The following is a 16,097-nucleotide window of genomic DNA, read 5'->3' as shown; positions in this document are numbered from 1 at the left end:
GTTAAAGAGCAGTGCCGCTTCTTTTTTCGCTGCGGCGCGGGGTGTGCATATTACGCCTTCCCGCTTCAGAGTCAAGCAATTATTTTTGATTTTCTCCGGGGTTCTTCAACCGCCTCAGCGGGAGAACCCTTCTGACCCGGCGGCTTGCTTGCCGTTGTTCCGTGTCAGTGGTGGCGCATTATAGGGAGTTATTCCGAACCCGCAAGTACAAAGTTAAAAATATTTACCAACCGCTCACTATTTGGTCGATTTATACGTCAGAGACGCATTATTGCCTGGTTTTTAAACAAAAACGAGCCGCAAGCGGCTCGTTTTTACTGTTTTGTGACTTACTGCACTGCCACAATGCGATCGTTGTTGGCTTCCAGACGGATAACCTTGCCCGGGATCAACTCCCCGGAAAGAATCTGCTGTGCCAGCGGGTTTTCTATCTGTTGCTGGATTGCTCGTTTCAATGGACGAGCACCATAAACAGGATCATAACCATTTGCACTCAGCAGCTTCAGCGCTTCGTCGGAAATATGAATTTCATAACCGCGCTCTTCCAGCCGTTTATACAGACGCTGCAACTGGATCTGGGCAATCGACGCGATGTGTTTCTCACCCAGCGGGTGGAATACTACGACTTCGTCGATACGGTTAATGAATTCCGGACGGAAGTTTTGGCTGACGACACCCAGAACCAGATCTTTCATATGGCTATAGTCCAGTTCACCAAAACGTTCCTGAATCAAATCGGAACCCAGGTTAGAGGTCATAATGACCACGGTGTTACGGAAATCAACCGTTCGCCCCTGCCCGTCGGTCAGACGGCCATCATCCAGTACCTGCAGAAGAATGTTAAACACATCCGGGTGCGCTTTCTCTACTTCATCCAACAGGATGACAGAGTAAGGACGACGACGTACCGCTTCGGTCAGATAACCGCCCTCTTCGTAGCCGACATATCCCGGAGGCGCCCCGACCAGACGAGACACCGAGTGTTTTTCCATAAATTCGGACATGTCGATACGAATCATCGCGTCATCACTATCGAACATGAAGTTCGCCAACGCTTTACAAAGTTCCGTCTTACCGACCCCAGTTGGCCCCAGGAACAAGAACGAACCGATGGGACGATTAGGATCGGATAACCCTGCACGACTACGGCGGATGGCATTCGACACCGCCTCAACCGCTTCATCCTGGCCGATAACCCGATGGTGCAAATCCTGCTCCATGCGCAGCAGTTTTTCGCGTTCGCTCTCCATCATGCGCGCCACGGGGATGCCGGTCCAACGCGCCAGCACTTCCGCAATCTCTGCATCCGTCACTTTGTTACGCAGCAAGCGCATTGTTTTGCCTTCAGACTGGGTTGCAGCTTCCAGCTGTTTTTCGAGCTCCGGTATTTTGCCGTACTGCAGTTCAGACATGCGCGCTAAATCGCCCACACGACGCGCCTGCTCAATCGCAATTTTTGCCTGCTCGAGCTCGGCTTTAATAGTCTGAGTACCGGAAAGAGAGGCTTTTTCTGCTTTCCACTCTTCTTCTAATACCGAATACTGACGCTCTTTGTCGTCCAGCTCTTCATTGAGCATGTCGAGACGTCTCTTACTGGCGTCGTCTGACTCTTTCATCAATGCCTGCTGTTCCAGCTTGAGCTGGATGATGCGGCGATCGAGCCTGTCGAGCTCTTCCGGCTTCGAGTCAATCTGCATACGAATGCTGGAGGCGGCTTCATCGATAAGGTCGATGGCTTTGTCTGGCAGCTGACGATCGGAAATGTAGCGATGCGATAAGGTTGCCGCAGCCACAATCGCCGGGTCAGTGATCTGCACATGGTGGTGCAGTTCATAACGTTCTTTTAAACCACGCAGAATGGCAATGGTGTCTTCGACCGTCGGTTCTGCAACAAACACCTTCTGGAATCGACGTTCCAGCGCGGCATCTTTTTCTATGTATTGACGATATTCATCGAGTGTAGTGGCCCCTACGCAGTGCAGTTCACCACGTGCCAGTGCAGGTTTCAGCATGTTGCCGGCGTCCATCGCCCCATCGGCTTTACCCGCGCCCACCATAGTGTGCAATTCGTCAATAAACAGGATGACATTACCCTCCTGTTTAGCCAGATCGTTCAGCACCCCTTTCAGACGCTCTTCGAACTCACCGCGGTATTTCGCCCCGGCCACCAGCGCACCCATGTCCAGCGCCAGTACGCGGCGGCCTTTCAGCCCTTCCGGTACTTCGCCGTTGACGATACGCTGAGCCAGCCCCTCAACGATGGCCGTTTTACCGACCCCGGGTTCACCGATGAGTACCGGGTTATTTTTAGTACGGCGTTGCAGTACCTGGATAGTACGACGTATCTCTTCGTCACGGCCAATCACCGGGTCAAGTTTGCCCTGCTCGGCACGCTCGGTCAGATCGACAGTAAATTTTTTCAACGCCTGACGTTGGTCTTCGGCTCCCTGATCGTTCACGCCTTCACCTCCACGCATTTGATCGATCGCCTGAGTCACATTAGCAGTTGTCGCTCCGGCAGATTTCAGCAGGTCGGTCAGCGTGCCACGTGAATCAAGCACAGCCAGAACAAAGAGTTCCGACGAAATAAAATTATCCCCACGCTTCTGCGCCAATTTGTCGCACAGGTTCAGCGCCCGCACCAGATCCTGAGATGGCTGCACATCGCCGCCGGTACCTTCTACCTGCGGTAAACGGCTTAATGCCTGATCGATGGCCGTACGAAGCTGCCCGGCGTTGACGCCAGCAGAGGTCAATAAAGGACGTACTGATCCCCCTTCCTGATTCAGCAAGGCGCTCATTAAATGAAGAGGTTCAATAAATTGGTTGTCGTGCCCCAGTGCGAGTGACTGGGCATCAGCGAGAGCAAGCTGGAATTTATTAGTAAGACGATCCAGACGCATAACTCCTCCCATAACAGGTCAAATTTGCTACTGGAGATTAAATGAGGTCATCCCTCAATTATTCAAGGTGAATGACCTGAATTATGCGAAAAGAAAACTACACGTACCGGATCGTCTTGATTCTATAGGTTATATCAGCCAAATGAAACTTGCCATACGACCGGTAGTCTTGTCGCGACGATATGAGAAGAATTCGTCCCGTTCTGTGAAGGTGCACCGATCGCCGCCGTAAATTTGCGTCACACCCAGCGCGGCTAAGCGCTGACGCGCAAGCTGGTAAATATCGGCCATATACTTCTCACCGGCTGGCGTGAATGCGCTGGCCGCCTGTGGGTCGGCGTGCATAAAGGCCTCTCGTACTTCGGGGCCTACTTCAAAGGCCTGAGGGCCGATTGCGGGCCCAAGCCAGGCGAGGATGTTATCTGGCGTATCGTTAAAACAGGCGATGCTCTCTTCCAGCACGCCGGCACACAGGCCTCGCCAGCCTGCATGGGCAGCCCCCACTTCCGTACCTGCGCGATTACAGAAAAGCACAGGTAAACAGTCGGCGGTCATCACGGCACAAACGGTACCCGGCGTATTGCTCCAGGAAGCGTCAGCACGTTTTGAAACGTAAGGTTCGCCAGTGAGTTTGAGCACCTGAGTGCCATGAACCTGTTCAAGCCAGACCGGTTTGGACGGCAACCGGCCAGCCGTAAACATACGGCGGCGGTTCTCTTCGACATATTCTGGATTATCACCGCAGTGCGCCCCGAGGTTGAGTGAGTGCCAATCCCCTTCGCTGACGCCGCCAATACGCGTAGAACTACAGGCGGCCACACCTTCAGGCAGTGGCCATTGCGGGATAATCACTTTAGTCATAACCAGTCCACATCGTCCTTATGTTCTTCGAAATCGGCGCGCATGGCGTCAATAAGGTCCACCATATCCTGCGGAATAGGCGCATGCCATTCCATCTCAATACCGGAGATCGGATGGTACAGACGCAACATGGTCGCATGCAGCGCCTGGCGGTCAAATTTACGCAGTTCGGCGATGAACGCCTCCGACGCACCTTTCGGCGGACGCGGACGGCCACCGTACAGCTGATCGCCCACCAGCGGGTGAGTGATATGCGACATATGCACACGGATCTGGTGCGTACGCCCGGTTTCCAGACGCAGGCGCAAGCGCGTGTGGATACGGAAGTGCTCCATGATGCGATAGTGCGTCACCGCAGGTTTACCCATCGGATGCACTGACATATGCGTTCGTTTGGTCGGGTGGCGGCTGATCGGCTGCTCCACCGTGCCCCCGGCGGTCATATGCCCGATTGCAACGGCTTCATATTCACGGGTGATTTCACGCAGCTGCAGGGACTCAACCAGGCGCGTCTGCGCCGGAATAGTTTTCGCTACCACCATCAGGCCGGTGGTGTCTTTATCCAGACGGTGAACAATACCCGCACGCGGCACATCAGCAATGGGCGGATAATAGTGCAGGAGTGCATTCAGCACCGTCCCGTCAGGATTACCTGCTCCTGGGTGGACAACCAGGTCGCGCGGCTTATTAATAACAAGGATGTCATCATCTTCGTAGACGATATTCAGCGGGATATCTTGAGGCTCAAAGCGAACTTCTTCTTCGATCTCAACATCAATGGCGACAACCTCCCCGCCTAACACTTTCTCTTTCGGCTTGTCCCAGACTTTGCCATTTACCAGCACGCGCTGGTCAAGGATCCATTCTTTTATGCGTGAACGCGAATAATCAGGGAACATTTCGGCCAAAGCTTGATCTAAGCGTTGACCGAGCTGATTTTCGGAGACTGTTGCGGTGAGTTCTACTCGTTGTGCCATGGACTGCTTCTTCGTTTAACGTTGGGTTTTACGGCTTTGCCGTTTAATATAGTGTGCTATTGTAGCTGGTCTTAATCGGGAGCAGGAAAGAGATTCTCCCGGACAAACATTTGAGGAAAGTCAAAACGTCATGACGCGCATGAAATATCTGGTGGCAGCGGCCACGTTGAGCCTGGCTTTGGTGGGCTGCTCCGGTTCAAATGAACAGGTCCCTGACAATCCGCCGAATGAAATCTATGCGACTGCTCAGCAAAAGCTGCAGGACGGTAACTGGAAACAGGCGATAACGCAACTGGAAGCGTTGGATAATCGTTATCCATTTGGTCCGTATTCGCAGCAAGTGCAGCTGGATCTCATCTACGCCTACTATAAAAACGCCGATCTCCCGCTGGCTCAGGCGACTATCGATCGTTTCATCCGTCTGAACCCGACTCATCCTAACATCGATTACGTGATGTATATGCGCGGCCTGACTAACATGGCGCTGGATGACAGTGCGCTGCAAGGCTTCTTCGGCGTGGATCGCTCTGACCGCGACCCGCAGCACGCTCGTGATGCGTTCAACGATTTCTCCAAGCTGGTTCGTGGTTATCCGAACAGCCAGTACGTGACCGATGCCGGCAAACGTCTGGTATTCCTGAAAGATCGTCTGGCTAAATACGAGTACTCCGTTGCCGAATACTATACGCGTCGTGGCGCGTGGGTCGCCGTGGTGAACCGCGTTGAAGGAATGCTGCGTGATTATCCGGATACGCAGGCTACGCGTAATGGCTTGAAGCTGATGGAAAACGCCTATCGCCAGCTGCAGATGAATGCCCAGGCAGAGAAAGTGGCAAAAATCATTGCTGCCAACAGCAGCAACACCTGATTTATCGCTCTCAAGAGAAACGGCAGCCCTCGGGCTGCCGTTTTTTTATGCGTTTAGTGATTTCGCTGAAGCGGTTTAGCCGCTACCAATCTAGTCAACTATGGCCCCTAATCAGCTCTTCGACAAGGTTAAACTTACGTCTTCCTGTCCTGGCTCACAAAAAGAATGAACTGACAAAAAGTGACAAAATAACGTGATTTACATCACACATTTTGACATTAGAGACGGTATGCTGGAATCACCAAGACGGAAAGACAAGAGGTAAAATTTATGACAATGAACATTACCAGTAAACAAATGGAAATTACTCCGGCAATCCGCCAGCACGTCGCAGACCGTCTCGCCAAACTGGATAAATGGCAAACACACCTGATTAATCCACATATCATTCTGTCCAAGGAGCCGCAGGGCTTCATCGCTGATGCAACTATCAATACTCCTAACGGCCATCTGGTCGCCAGCGCAAAACACGAGGATATGTACACCGCTATTAACGATTTGATCAACAAGCTGGAACGGCAGCTCAATAAAGTGCAACACAAAGGTGAAGCCCGTCGCGCCACAACATCGGTGAAAGACGCCAGCTTCGCTGAAGAAGTTGAAGATGAGTAATCCTTTACATTGAGTCTATCGCCAACGCGCCTTCGGGCGCGTTTTTTATTGACAGGGTGAAAACAGTACAGGTACTTTAAGTCTGTCTTTACAAGGAATCTTCCCTGATGCTTAAACCGTTTTTCTTCGCATTCTTTTTTACCTTCCCCTGATTGGGAGGCGTTTCGTCGTGTGATAAAGAATGCGAAGACGAACAACAAGGCCTCCCACACCGGGGGGCCTTTTTTATTGATAACGATAATATGATTAAGGCAAAGCGATGACACAGGAAAACCCGTTACTGGAACTGCGCGATAAGATCAGCGCACTGGATGAGAGATTGCTTTCACTGCTGGCTGAACGCCGTACCCTGGCGGTTGAAGTGGGTAAAGCCAAGCTCGCCACTCATCGTCCGGTACGTGACATTGACCGCGAACGCGACCTGATGGAGCGGTTAATTCAGCTGGGTAAAGCTCATCATCTGGATGCGCATTATATTACCCGCCTGTTCCAGTTGATCATCGAAGACTCGGTGCTTACCCAACAAGCTCTGCTCCAGCAACATCTGAATAAAACCAATCCCCACTCTGCCCGTATTGCTTTCCTTGGTCCGAAAGGATCTTACTCGCACCTGGCGGCACGCCAGTATGCTGCTCGTCATTTCGACGAGTTTATTGAGAGCGGATGCGCGAAGTTTGCCGATATCTTTAACCAGGTAGAGACCGGACAAGCCGATTACGCAGTGGTGCCAATCGAGAACACCAGTTCCGGGGCAATCAACGACGTTTATGACCTGCTGCAACACACCAGTCTGTCGCTGGTTGGCGAACTGACCATCCCCATTGACCACTGCGTGCTGGTCTCCGGCTCGACGGACCTGAGCCAAATCAAGACCGTTTACAGCCACCCGCAACCTTTCCAGCAATGCAGCCAGTTTTTGAATCGCTATCCGGACTGGAAAATTGAGTACACCGAGAGCACCTCCGCTGCGATGGAGAAAGTTGCGCAGGCTAACTCCCCTACCGTGGCGGCACTGGGCAGCGAAGCCGGTGGTGCGCTCTATCATTTACAGGTGCTGGAACGTAACCTGGCAAACCAGACGCAAAATATCACCCGTTTTATTGTGCTGGCACGTAAAGCAATTAATGTCTCTGACCAGGTTCCAGCCAAAACCACGCTGTTGATGGCGACAGGGCAGCAGGCGGGCGCGCTGGTTGAAGCGCTGCTGGTATTACGCAACCACAACCTGATCATGACCAAACTGGAGTCCCGTCCCATTAATGGCAACCCGTGGGAAGAGATGTTTTACCTTGATATCCAGGCCAACCTTGAATCTGCATCCATGCAGAGTGCCCTGCGTGAGCTAAGTGACATCACCCGTTCAATGAAAGTGCTGGGCTGCTATCCTGGCGAAAATGTCGTGCCCGTCGATCCTGCTTAACGCTCGATAAAGAGGCTTTTCTTCACCCCTGCCACATTCACTGGCAGGGTGAAGATTGCGCCGGATAGAGGGTATTGCTTCACTTCTTCCGCGCTCATGTTTTCCCGCGTGGTGGTAATAAAGAGCGTTTTCATATCCGCACCGCCAAAGCAGACCATGGTGGGGCAACGTACCGGCAGTTTATACTCCTCGAGCTGCTCGCCCATGGGTGAAAACCGGGCGATACGCCAGCCATCATACATGGCGCTCCAGTAACACCCTTCCGCATCCATGGCCGCGCCATCCGGAATGCCTTCGCCCTCTACGAATTGACAGAACACTTCACGTTGGCCGGGCTCGGCCTGTTCATCGAGCGGAGTGCGATAAATCACCGCATTTGGCGTATCTGAGGTATACATCCACTTGCTATCCGGGCTGAAAGCCACCCCATTATGTCCCTGGATATCACACTGGATAACCCGGGGCGTAAGATCGTTATCAATACGCATCAGCATAGCCCCGTTATAATCCCCCGGCGCCCAGAACGTACCCGCGTAGAAACGTCCGAGAGGGTCAGTTCCGCCATCGTTGAAACGGGCAAGCTGCGGGTTAGAGGGGTTATCACAGACTTTACGCTGCAGGGTGCCGTTTTTATCCGTTAGCCAGATGGCATTACGCATGGCGACAATAAATCCGCCCCGCTCACGCAGCGCGAAACAGCCCACCTCTTCGTGAAAAGCCAGTACAGAATGTTCACCGTTGACCGGATGATAACGGTGGATCTCGCCCTCAAGAATATCTGCCCAGTAGAGGGCATGTTCTTCCTCGCTCCAGGTTGGACATTCCGGTAAGTGCCCGGTGTAGTTAAACAGGCGCTGTAATTCAGCCATAACCGTTCCCCATAATGAAAAAAGCCAGCATTGCTGGCTTTTAGTATATACATCGCTGGATTACTGACGACTGTCATTTGCCTGTCGTAACAGTATTCGGCTCTCACTCTGGAAGCGCTGAGCGTAATCGCCAAACCAGTGTTCAACCTTGCGGAAACTGTCGATAAAGGCCTGTTTATCACCCTGCTCCAGCAGCGTTATGGCCTCGCCAAAGCGTTGGTAATAACGTTTGATCAGCGCCAGGTTGTTCGTTGACGACATAATAATGTCGGCATAAAGCTGCGGATCCTGGGCGAACAGACGCCCGACCATAGCCAGTTCCAGACGATAGATAGGTGAAGACAACGACAGTAGTTGCTCAAGCTGTACGTTCTCTTCCGCCAGGTGCAGGCCATAGGCAAAGGTGGCAAAGTGGCGCAGCGCCTGAATGAATGCCATATTCTGGTCATGCTCAACTGCGCTGATGCGGTGCAAACGCGCGCCCCAGACCTGAATTTGCTCCAGGAACCACTGATACGCCTCCGGCTGGCGGCCATCACAATAGACCACCACCTGCTTCGCCAGACTGCCGCTGTCCGGGCCGAACATCGGGTGCAGACCTAGCACCGGCCCCTGATGGGCAGCCAGCATCGCCTGTAGCGGACCATTTTTCACGGACGCCAGATCGATCAGAATACAGTCTTTGGGTAATGGAGGCAGTTTAGCAATGATCTCTTCCGTCACGTGGATTGGCACGCTGACAATAACCATACCGGCGTCCGATACCATTGCTTCGGCCTGTGCCCAGTCCTCTTTTTCCAGAATACGCACCTGATAGCCAGAAAGGGTAAGCATCTTTTCAAACAGACGCCCCATCTGGCCGCCACCGCCAACTATGACTACCGGGCGCAGCGAAGGACACAGAGTTTTGAAACCCTTATCGTTTTCGCTGGAGTAAGATTCACGCATTACACGGCGTAAGACATCTTCAATTAAGTCCGGTGAGACGCCCAGCGCCTCGGCCTCTTTTCGGCGGGATGCCAGCATGGAGGCTTCACGTTCAGGTACATAAATCGGCAGGCCGTAATGACTTTTAACCTCGCCCACTTCGGCAACCAGCGACATCCGGCGCGCCAGCAAATCCAGCAGCGCCTTGTCCACCTCATCAATTTGATCGCGTAACGCGGTCAATTCAGCAACCATAACTACCCTCTTAAGCCAGACGCTTCGCCAGCTGGCCATTTAAATCTTTGTGGATCTCACGCAGCAGCGCATCGGTGGTTTCCCAGCTAATGCAGGCATCGGTCACGGAAACACCGTGTTTCATGGCGCTGCGAGGCTGTTCAGATGACTGATTTCCTTCATGGATATTGCTCTCGATCATCAAACCAATGATTGAGCGGTTGCCATCTTTAATCTGCGCTACCACCGATTCGGCCACCGCTGGCTGACGGCGGTAATCTTTGTTTGAATTACCATGACTGCAATCTACCATCAGCGCCGGGCGCAGTCCCGCCTGTTCCATCTCTTTTTCACACTGCGCGACGTCCGCCGGGCTGTAATTAGGGGCTTTGCCACCGCGCAAAATCACATGCCCGTCCGGGTTACCCTGGGTCTGCAGCAGGCACACCTGCCCGGCCTGGTTGATGCCCACAAAACGGTGAGGCATCGCGGCGGCACGCATGGCGTTAATCGCCGTAGCCAGGCTTCCGTCGGTACCATTTTTAAATCCAACCGGCATTGAAAGGCCAGAGGCCATTTCACGGTGAGTTTGTGATTCAGTGGTACGCGCGCCAATGGCTGACCAGCTGAACAGGTCCCCAAGGTACTGCGGGCTGTTCGGATCCAGTGCTTCGGTCGCCAGTGGCAGCCCCATACTGACCAGCTCCACCAGAAGATTACGCGCAATCTTCAGGCCTGCTTCCACATCAAACGAGCCATCCATATGAGGATCGTTAATCAGCCCCTTCCAGCCAACGGTGGTACGGGGTTTTTCAAAATAGACGCGCATCACCAGATAGAGGCTATCGCTGACCTCTGCGGCAAGGGCTTTAAATCGGTGAGCATATTCAATGGCAGTTTCAGGATCGTGAATTGAGCATGGACCGCACACCACCAGCAGGCGCGGATCGCGGCCAGCAATGATGTTAGAGATGGTCTGGCGGGAGTGCGCGATTTGCGCTTCCTGCTCGATGCTCAGCGGGAATTCCGCTTTCAGTTGATCCGGGGTGATCAAAACATGTTCATCGGAAATATGTACATTGTTCAGCGCGTCTTTTTGCATGATGGCGATCCTGGAAGCTCGTTTGCGATAGTTGTTTTCCTCAGTGAGGAGACCTAACCATACCATAACAAGTAAAGATTTCAATCCAAAATACGTACATAAAAGTTTACGAAAGGCTATTTTAATGAAAAAACAGCCCAAAAATTCGTAAAGAATAAATTACAGCTCATATTCCTCTTCGCCAGGCTATGCTGAAATAAAACGGAGAACATTGATGCGCCCGATTGCGATTTCACTGCTTTGCCTGCTACTGGCTGCCTGTCAGGTCGATCCCTATACCCATCAACCTGACTGGACGGGCACCGACTGGTTCGATGCCGGAAAAGAAGATGCGCTGAGCGGTGCGGCGATCAAATCCAACGAAACGCTGGCCGATACCTATCACGATCCCGAAGTCGATCGGAGTCGCTATCTAAAGGGCTATAAGGCGGGGCAAGAGAAAATATGTCGGGAAGACCTTTTATTTGCCTGGGGTATGTCGGGAAAAATATTCCCGGCCAGCTGTGATACCGTAGAAAACAATAAGGAACTTCGACAAGCCTGGCAGCAAGGTATGGATGAAGGGACGCAATCGAGTCGTCTGAATTAATTATGACTTTCGCCCAGAATAGAATGCTTAGATTTTACTTAAGTCCCTAAAGAGATTTAGGGCCGTAATGACTGCCAGATAAACGATGATATTCTTTCTGAGAATTTTCAGGACATATAATCCCTGGGCGGGGTAGCAGAATCTGGTGAGACACTCATTAACTATCTCCTGGCGCTGGGTCGCAGCGGCACTGTTTCTGTTTATTCCGTTCGGATTTGCAGCCAGTGCTACCTGGACTCAGACCGATACGTCGGTCCGTGCGATTGTCTCTGGCATCGTCAGTTATACCCGCTGGCCTGGGCTGCAAAGCCAGCCCACGCTCTGTATCTTTTCCACCTCCCGTTTTACGCAAGTGCTGAGCGGGAGTGATAACGTACCTCTTTCTTACATACCGATTATTGTCCACAACGACCAGGAAGCACTGGGAGCTGGCTGCAATGCCCTCTATTTTGGCAACGAATCACCGGAATCCCAGCAAGAATTAATCAACGCCTTTCATTCCCGCCCCTTATTATTAATCTCCGAACAAAACTCACAATGCCAAATTGGCAGTGCGTTCTGTTTGATATTTGACAGCGCCCGGGTGCGGTTCGCCGTCAATCTGGATGCACTTTCTCGCAGCGGCGTCAGAGTTAATCCGGATGTATTAATGCTTGCACGGAATCCAAAGCATGAATAAGGAAAATTATTCGACTCCACGTCCAACGTTTAAACGTACGTTACGCCGTATCAGCCTAATTAGCGTCGTCATTACCATGACCCTGGTCTGGCTACTCCTTAGCATTGCTTCTGTGGTCACGCTGAAACAGTATGCACAAAAAAATCTGGCTTTAACCGGGGCCACAATGAGCCGCAGCCTGGAGGCCGCGATGGTATTCAACGATGCCACCGCCGCCAACGAAACGCTCGCGACCCTGGGTAAGCAGGGACAATTTTCCGCCGCCGTGGTGGTAGACCACCACAACAAGCGCTTTGCTGCCTGGTCAATGGGACCAAATGATAATACTGACAAACTGGGTGCCCTGGTCAGCCGTTGGCTCTTCCCGTTGCCGGTCTCTCAGCCCGTTCAGCATAACGGCCAGACCATTGGCGAATTACGTCTTACCGCACGCGATAGCCTGATCGGCCATTTCCTGTGGACCTCTTTTGCCGTACTCACCGGCTGTATTCTCTTCGCCTCGTTTATCGCGTTAACCATCACCCGCCGCCTGCATAACGGTGTGGTGGATGCGCTACAGAACATTACCGATGTGGTGCATGATGTGCGCTCGAACCGTAATTTCTCTCGTCGCGTGCAACAGGAACGCATCGACGAATTTCATCGCTTCGGTCAGGATTTCAATAGCCTGCTGGATGAGATGGAAGAGTGGCAGTTGAAGTTGCAGGCAAAGAATGCGCAATTACTTCGCACAGCGATGCACGATCCCCTCACTGGGCTTGCCAACCGTGCAGCGTTTCGTACCAGCATCCATTCGCTGATGAATGACGCCGCCGCAAGCACCCGCTCTGCCCTGCTCTTTCTGGATGGCGACGATTTCAAACGGATTAACGATACCTGGGGGCATGCGGCCGGGGATTGTGTATTGATAGAAGTGGCCCGCCGTCTGGTGGAGTTTAGCAGCAATCGCCATCAGTCCTTCCGCCTGGGCGGGGATGAATTTGCGGTGATCCTGTACGACATCCACTCGGAATACGAAGTTCAGGATCTCTGCGCCGACATTGCGCAACGGTTTACTCCTCCATTCGATCTGCATAACGGCAACACAACAACAATGTCTTTGAGTATTGGTTCTGCTCTAACGTGGGAACACAGTTCGGTTGAACATTTACTGGAGCAGGCCGACAGAAATATGTACCGGGTAAAACACCGGCGCGCAAAAACAATATCGTAAAAAGGATGACACTATGTTCAGGCGTTATATCGCACCGCTAGTATTAGCTTCAGCAATGCTTACCGGATGTCAGGCACCGCAGGGGAAATTTACACCGGAGCAGATTTCCGCTATGAAGTCATACGGCTTTAGTGAAGAGAATGGCGACTGGTCACTTGGGCTGTCGGCAAAGATCCTGTTCGGCAAAAACGAATATCAGCTACGCCCCGAAAGCGAGCAGCAGATCAAAACCATGGCATCGCGTCTTGCCGCAACCGGGCTGACCCATGCGCGCATGGATGGTCATACGGATAACTACGGTGAGGATAGTTACAACGAAAGTCTTTCGTTGAAACGGGCAAATGTGGTCGCGGATGCGTGGGCACAGGGTGCCCAGGTGTCTCGCAACAATTTCACCACTAACGGGTTAGGCAAGAAATTCCCGGTGGCAGATAACAAAACAGCCCAGGGACGTGCCGAAAACCGCCGCGTCGCGGTCGTTATCAGCACGCCCTGAGGCGTCATTTCATCGATTCTGCCAGTGAAAGCGCGGTGGCTTTGCGCCAGCGCAGCCAGTCAATCATGACAAACAGCACCAGACTGCATCCCATCACTGGCATCATCAAACCCAGCAGCACGCTAATTAACAGCGTGACCATTCGCCCCCAGATCGGTAAATCTTTCCAGCTCTGAAAGAGCATCTGGGCCGGATTCATCACATTATGTGCCGGCCTGCGCATCCACCACATGCGATAACCCCAGACAATCATCACGCACAGGCCAACGCCAAAGGCGATGAGGAGCAACTGATTAGGCAAGCCAAACAGCACACCCATATGCAGATCCACACCCCAGCGAGTTAACTTTGCCATTAGCGTATAATCGGCGAAACGAGCATGGTCGAGTACTCTCAGAGTGTGCGGATCTACCGCCACGGCATCCACCTGAGTTGGCCAGCCACGATCGATTTCCGTCACCGTCCAGGCCTGGGTGTCGCTTTTAGCCGGTCGAATTTCAAGGCGAGACGCATCAATACCTTCCGCTTTAGCCGCATGCAGCACACCGTCGAATAGCGTCAAATCCGGTTTAACCGCAGGCATCGGCATACTCATTCCGTGCCCATGATGTTCAGCATGCGGATCGGCAGCCATCGCCGGCCCCTGCAATTGGGTATTCACCTGCGGCGTCATCCATCCCATCTGCGCGCGCAATTTATCTACGTTGCCGCCTGCCCACTGTGACCAGGTAAGTCCGGTAGCAGAAAAGAGCAGCATACCGACCAGCAACGTCCAGCCGAGGGTGACATGTAGCCGACGACGATTCTGGAAGCGATTATTAATGCGACGTTTCGGCCGGGTGATAAACCACAATGCGATTCCGCCAAGGGCAGCAATCCACATCCATGAGGCGGCCAGCTCGCTATACAGGCGGCCAACATCTCCCAGCAGCAGCGAGCGATGCAGGTAATCAATTTTCTGACGCAGTGGCAGGATCCCACTGGTACCGTAAACGGTCATGTCGCCCCGGACGGCAAGGCTCACGGGATCGATAAAAATCGCCCGGTTTTCAGAGGCAGACAGTTCAGGGTCGGTATACATGACCCGGGTGGTTTCGCCCGCAACCAAACCCGGACGTACAGCATGCAGACGCAACTCACCGCCCGTCACCTTGTCTGCTGCAGCAATTTGCTCTGCCAGCGGCCGCGCAGGCCCCTGTGAATCGGTATGCAGGGCATGGTGATAAAGCGCCTCTTCCAGCTGTGGGGTGGCGACATACAGCGTGCCGGAGAGCGCGGCAATAAAGATAAAGGGCCCGACAAACAGACCAACGTAAAAGTGTAAGCGACGTAATAGGTTGCCCCATGCCGCGCGCGGAGTGCAGGTAGTCATACTTTTCCTTTTAAGGCAAAAAGTTATCGATTGTATTTTTAAAGGGAAAAAGCAGACCGGCGCGGCGGTGCACGCGTATCAGGGTAAAGCCAGGGGAAGAAGTACCAGTGTTTAACAACCGGCCGCGCTGGGGTGACCCGCTGTCTTAACAACATTCCGGCAAGCAGCACAACCAGCGCCAGGAGTAGCCCTGGAACATGCGCCAGGAGCACGCAGTAGCCACAGGCTTCAGCGTGATCGATAGGCAGGCTTTCTGGGGTATTGTGAGACATGTCATGGGGCATCGCATGATGCTCTGCCATGCTCATTTCATGGTGCATCCCCGGCATGGCGCTCATGGGATCTTTATTGAGCGATACTGAAATTAACGGCGCGACAACGATCAGCAGGATCGCAAACAGCGCGGACCATGCCGCTGCGCGTTGCCATCTTTTTAGTTGCCGATTTAACGTCATTATCCCTCCAGTAAAGCGCGGGTATTGTAAACGATTTATGTCGAAAGGGTTAACGCGAGAGAGAGGATGAGATAAAAAAAGGGCCAACCTTTCGGTCAGCCCTTTTTAACAGGATGTCGCTTAAGCGAATCTTAGTTCAGACGCTCTTTAATACGAGCAGACTTACCAGTACGCTCACGCAGGTAGTACAGTTTAGCTTTACGTACAGCACCACGACGTTTAACAGCAATGCTGTCAACTACCGGAGAGTGAGTCTGGAAGACACGCTCAACGCCTTCGCCGTTGGAAATTTTGCGAACAGTGAATGCAGAGTGCAGACCGCGGTTACGAATAGCGATAACCACGCCCTCGAATGCCTGCAGACGTTTTTTGGAACCTTCAACAACCCATACTTTCACTTCCACGGTATCACCCGGACGGAAGGAAGGTACGTCCTGCTTCATCTGCTCTTGTTCAAGTTGCTTAATAATGTTGCTCATAATTTAATCTCTTATCCTGGGTAAACTGATATTCGGGAGCG

General features: G+C 52.7%; 18 protein-coding genes and 1 other annotated feature. Of the genes, 9 read left to right on the top strand and 9 right to left on the bottom strand.

What is annotated here, in order from left to right; translation table 11 throughout:
• Positions 1-184, top strand: a 184-nt coding sequence (locus B3511_RS18545) for a hypothetical protein (protein ID WP_286787647.1), incomplete at its 5' end; no start/stop codon positions are given.
• Between the two features lie 145 nt (positions 185-329).
• Here the strand turns inward: B3511_RS18545 and clpB are convergent.
• From clpB to rluD, 3 genes are all read right to left on the bottom strand, one after another.
• Positions 330-2,903, bottom strand: coding sequence for an ATP-dependent chaperone ClpB (clpB, locus tag B3511_RS18540; RefSeq protein ID WP_286787646.1), 2,574 nt, complete (start codon positions 2,901-2,903; stop codon positions 330-332).
• Between the two features lie 129 nt (positions 2,904-3,032).
• A complete protein-coding gene (gene yfiH, locus B3511_RS18535) occupies positions 3,033-3,764 on the bottom strand; it encodes a purine nucleoside phosphorylase YfiH (protein WP_286787645.1) in 732 nt (243 codons plus the stop codon).
• Positions 3,761-4,741 carry a 23S rRNA pseudouridine(1911/1915/1917) synthase RluD gene (gene rluD, locus B3511_RS18530; RefSeq protein WP_046886231.1) on the bottom strand — a complete coding sequence of 327 codons (981 nt, stop codon included), beginning with the start codon at positions 4,739-4,741 and terminating at the stop codon, positions 3,761-3,763. Before rluD ends, yfiH begins: the two co-directional genes overlap by 4 nt.
• Positions 4,742-4,871: 130 nt before the next feature.
• On the opposite strand from rluD, the gene bamD reads away from it, so the two are divergent.
• The 4 genes from bamD (at position 4,872) to pheA (ending at position 7,641) form a co-directional block, all read left to right on the top strand.
• Positions 4,872-5,609: an outer membrane protein assembly factor BamD gene (bamD, locus tag B3511_RS18525; protein WP_212476267.1), complete on the top strand. Its 738-nt coding sequence runs from the start codon at positions 4,872-4,874 to the stop codon at positions 5,607-5,609.
• Between the two features lie 270 nt (positions 5,610-5,879).
• A complete protein-coding gene (gene raiA / locus B3511_RS18520) occupies positions 5,880-6,221 on the top strand; it encodes a ribosome-associated translation inhibitor RaiA (protein WP_032613238.1) in 342 nt (113 codons plus the stop codon).
• A gap of 103 nt (positions 6,222-6,324) precedes the next feature.
• Positions 6,325-6,450 (top strand) — a sequence feature (Phe leader region).
• Positions 6,326-6,373, top strand: coding sequence for a hypothetical protein (locus B3511_RS20695; RefSeq protein WP_411815397.1), 48 nt, complete (start codon positions 6,326-6,328; stop codon positions 6,371-6,373). (Overlaps the previous feature by 48 nt.)
• Positions 6,451-6,480: 30 nt before the next feature.
• Complete coding sequence (gene pheA, locus B3511_RS18515; RefSeq protein ID WP_207292235.1) at positions 6,481-7,641, top strand: bifunctional chorismate mutase/prephenate dehydratase; 1,161 nt, start codon at positions 6,481-6,483, stop codon at positions 7,639-7,641.
• Here the strand turns inward: pheA and B3511_RS18510 are convergent.
• The 3 genes from B3511_RS18510 to aroF are packed head-to-tail and all read right to left on the bottom strand — an operon-like array spanning position 7,638 to position 10,773.
• The gene (locus B3511_RS18510) at positions 7,638-8,510 is read right to left on the bottom strand and encodes an SMP-30/gluconolactonase/LRE family protein (RefSeq protein ID WP_286787641.1); all 873 of its coding nucleotides are present in this window, start codon (positions 8,508-8,510) and stop codon (positions 7,638-7,640) included. The two genes, pheA and B3511_RS18510, sit on opposite strands and share 4 nt — an antisense overlap.
• Before the next feature lie 60 nt (positions 8,511-8,570).
• Positions 8,571-9,692 (bottom strand): bifunctional chorismate mutase/prephenate dehydrogenase, encoded by a 1,122-nt coding sequence (gene tyrA / locus B3511_RS18505; RefSeq protein WP_046886235.1) that lies wholly within the window; start codon positions 9,690-9,692, stop codon positions 8,571-8,573.
• Positions 9,693-9,702: 10 nt separating this feature from the next.
• Positions 9,703-10,773: a 3-deoxy-7-phosphoheptulonate synthase gene (aroF, locus tag B3511_RS18500; RefSeq protein ID WP_207292238.1), complete on the bottom strand. Its 1,071-nt coding sequence runs from the start codon at positions 10,771-10,773 to the stop codon at positions 9,703-9,705.
• Between the two features lie 214 nt (positions 10,774-10,987).
• Between aroF and B3511_RS18495 the strand changes: the two genes are divergently transcribed.
• The 4 genes from B3511_RS18495 (at position 10,988) to B3511_RS18480 (ending at position 13,750) form a co-directional block, all read left to right on the top strand.
• Positions 10,988-11,362: a DUF2799 domain-containing protein gene (locus B3511_RS18495; protein ID WP_212476272.1), complete on the top strand. Its 375-nt coding sequence runs from the start codon at positions 10,988-10,990 to the stop codon at positions 11,360-11,362.
• A gap of 145 nt (positions 11,363-11,507) precedes the next feature.
• Positions 11,508-12,041 carry a YfiR family protein gene (locus B3511_RS18490; protein WP_046886237.1) on the top strand — a complete coding sequence of 178 codons (534 nt, stop codon included), beginning with the start codon at positions 11,508-11,510 and terminating at the stop codon, positions 12,039-12,041.
• Complete coding sequence (dgcN, locus tag B3511_RS18485; protein ID WP_212476276.1) at positions 12,034-13,254, top strand: diguanylate cyclase DgcN; 1,221 nt, start codon at positions 12,034-12,036, stop codon at positions 13,252-13,254. Before B3511_RS18490 ends, dgcN begins: the two co-directional genes overlap by 8 nt.
• Before the next feature lie 13 nt (positions 13,255-13,267).
• A complete protein-coding gene (locus tag B3511_RS18480) occupies positions 13,268-13,750 on the top strand; it encodes an OmpA family protein (protein ID WP_212476278.1) in 483 nt (160 codons plus the stop codon).
• Positions 13,751-13,754: 4 nt separating this feature from the next.
• Here B3511_RS18480 and B3511_RS18475 read toward each other — a convergent pair whose 3' ends face one another.
• From B3511_RS18475 to rplS, 3 genes are all read right to left on the bottom strand, one after another.
• The gene (locus B3511_RS18475; protein ID WP_286787637.1) at positions 13,755-15,122 is read right to left on the bottom strand and encodes a PepSY-associated TM helix domain-containing protein; all 1,368 of its coding nucleotides are present in this window, start codon (positions 15,120-15,122) and stop codon (positions 13,755-13,757) included.
• A gap of 38 nt (positions 15,123-15,160) precedes the next feature.
• Positions 15,161-15,577, bottom strand: a complete 417-nt coding sequence (locus B3511_RS18470) for a DUF2946 domain-containing protein (RefSeq protein WP_286787636.1) — start codon at positions 15,575-15,577, stop codon at positions 15,161-15,163.
• Positions 15,578-15,708: 131 nt separating this feature from the next.
• On the bottom strand, positions 15,709-16,056 hold the full coding sequence (gene rplS, locus B3511_RS18465) for a 50S ribosomal protein L19 (protein ID WP_002914145.1): 348 nt from the start codon (positions 16,054-16,056) through the stop codon (positions 15,709-15,711).
• Positions 16,057-16,097 lie beyond the last annotated feature (41 nt).

The sequence above is a fragment of the Leclercia sp. UBA1284 genome, assembly GCF_002308415.1.
GTDB classification, from domain to species: Bacteria; Pseudomonadota; Gammaproteobacteria; order Enterobacterales; family Enterobacteriaceae; genus Enterobacter; species Enterobacter pneumoniae.
This window is presented reverse-complemented; position numbering and strand designations above follow the sequence as displayed.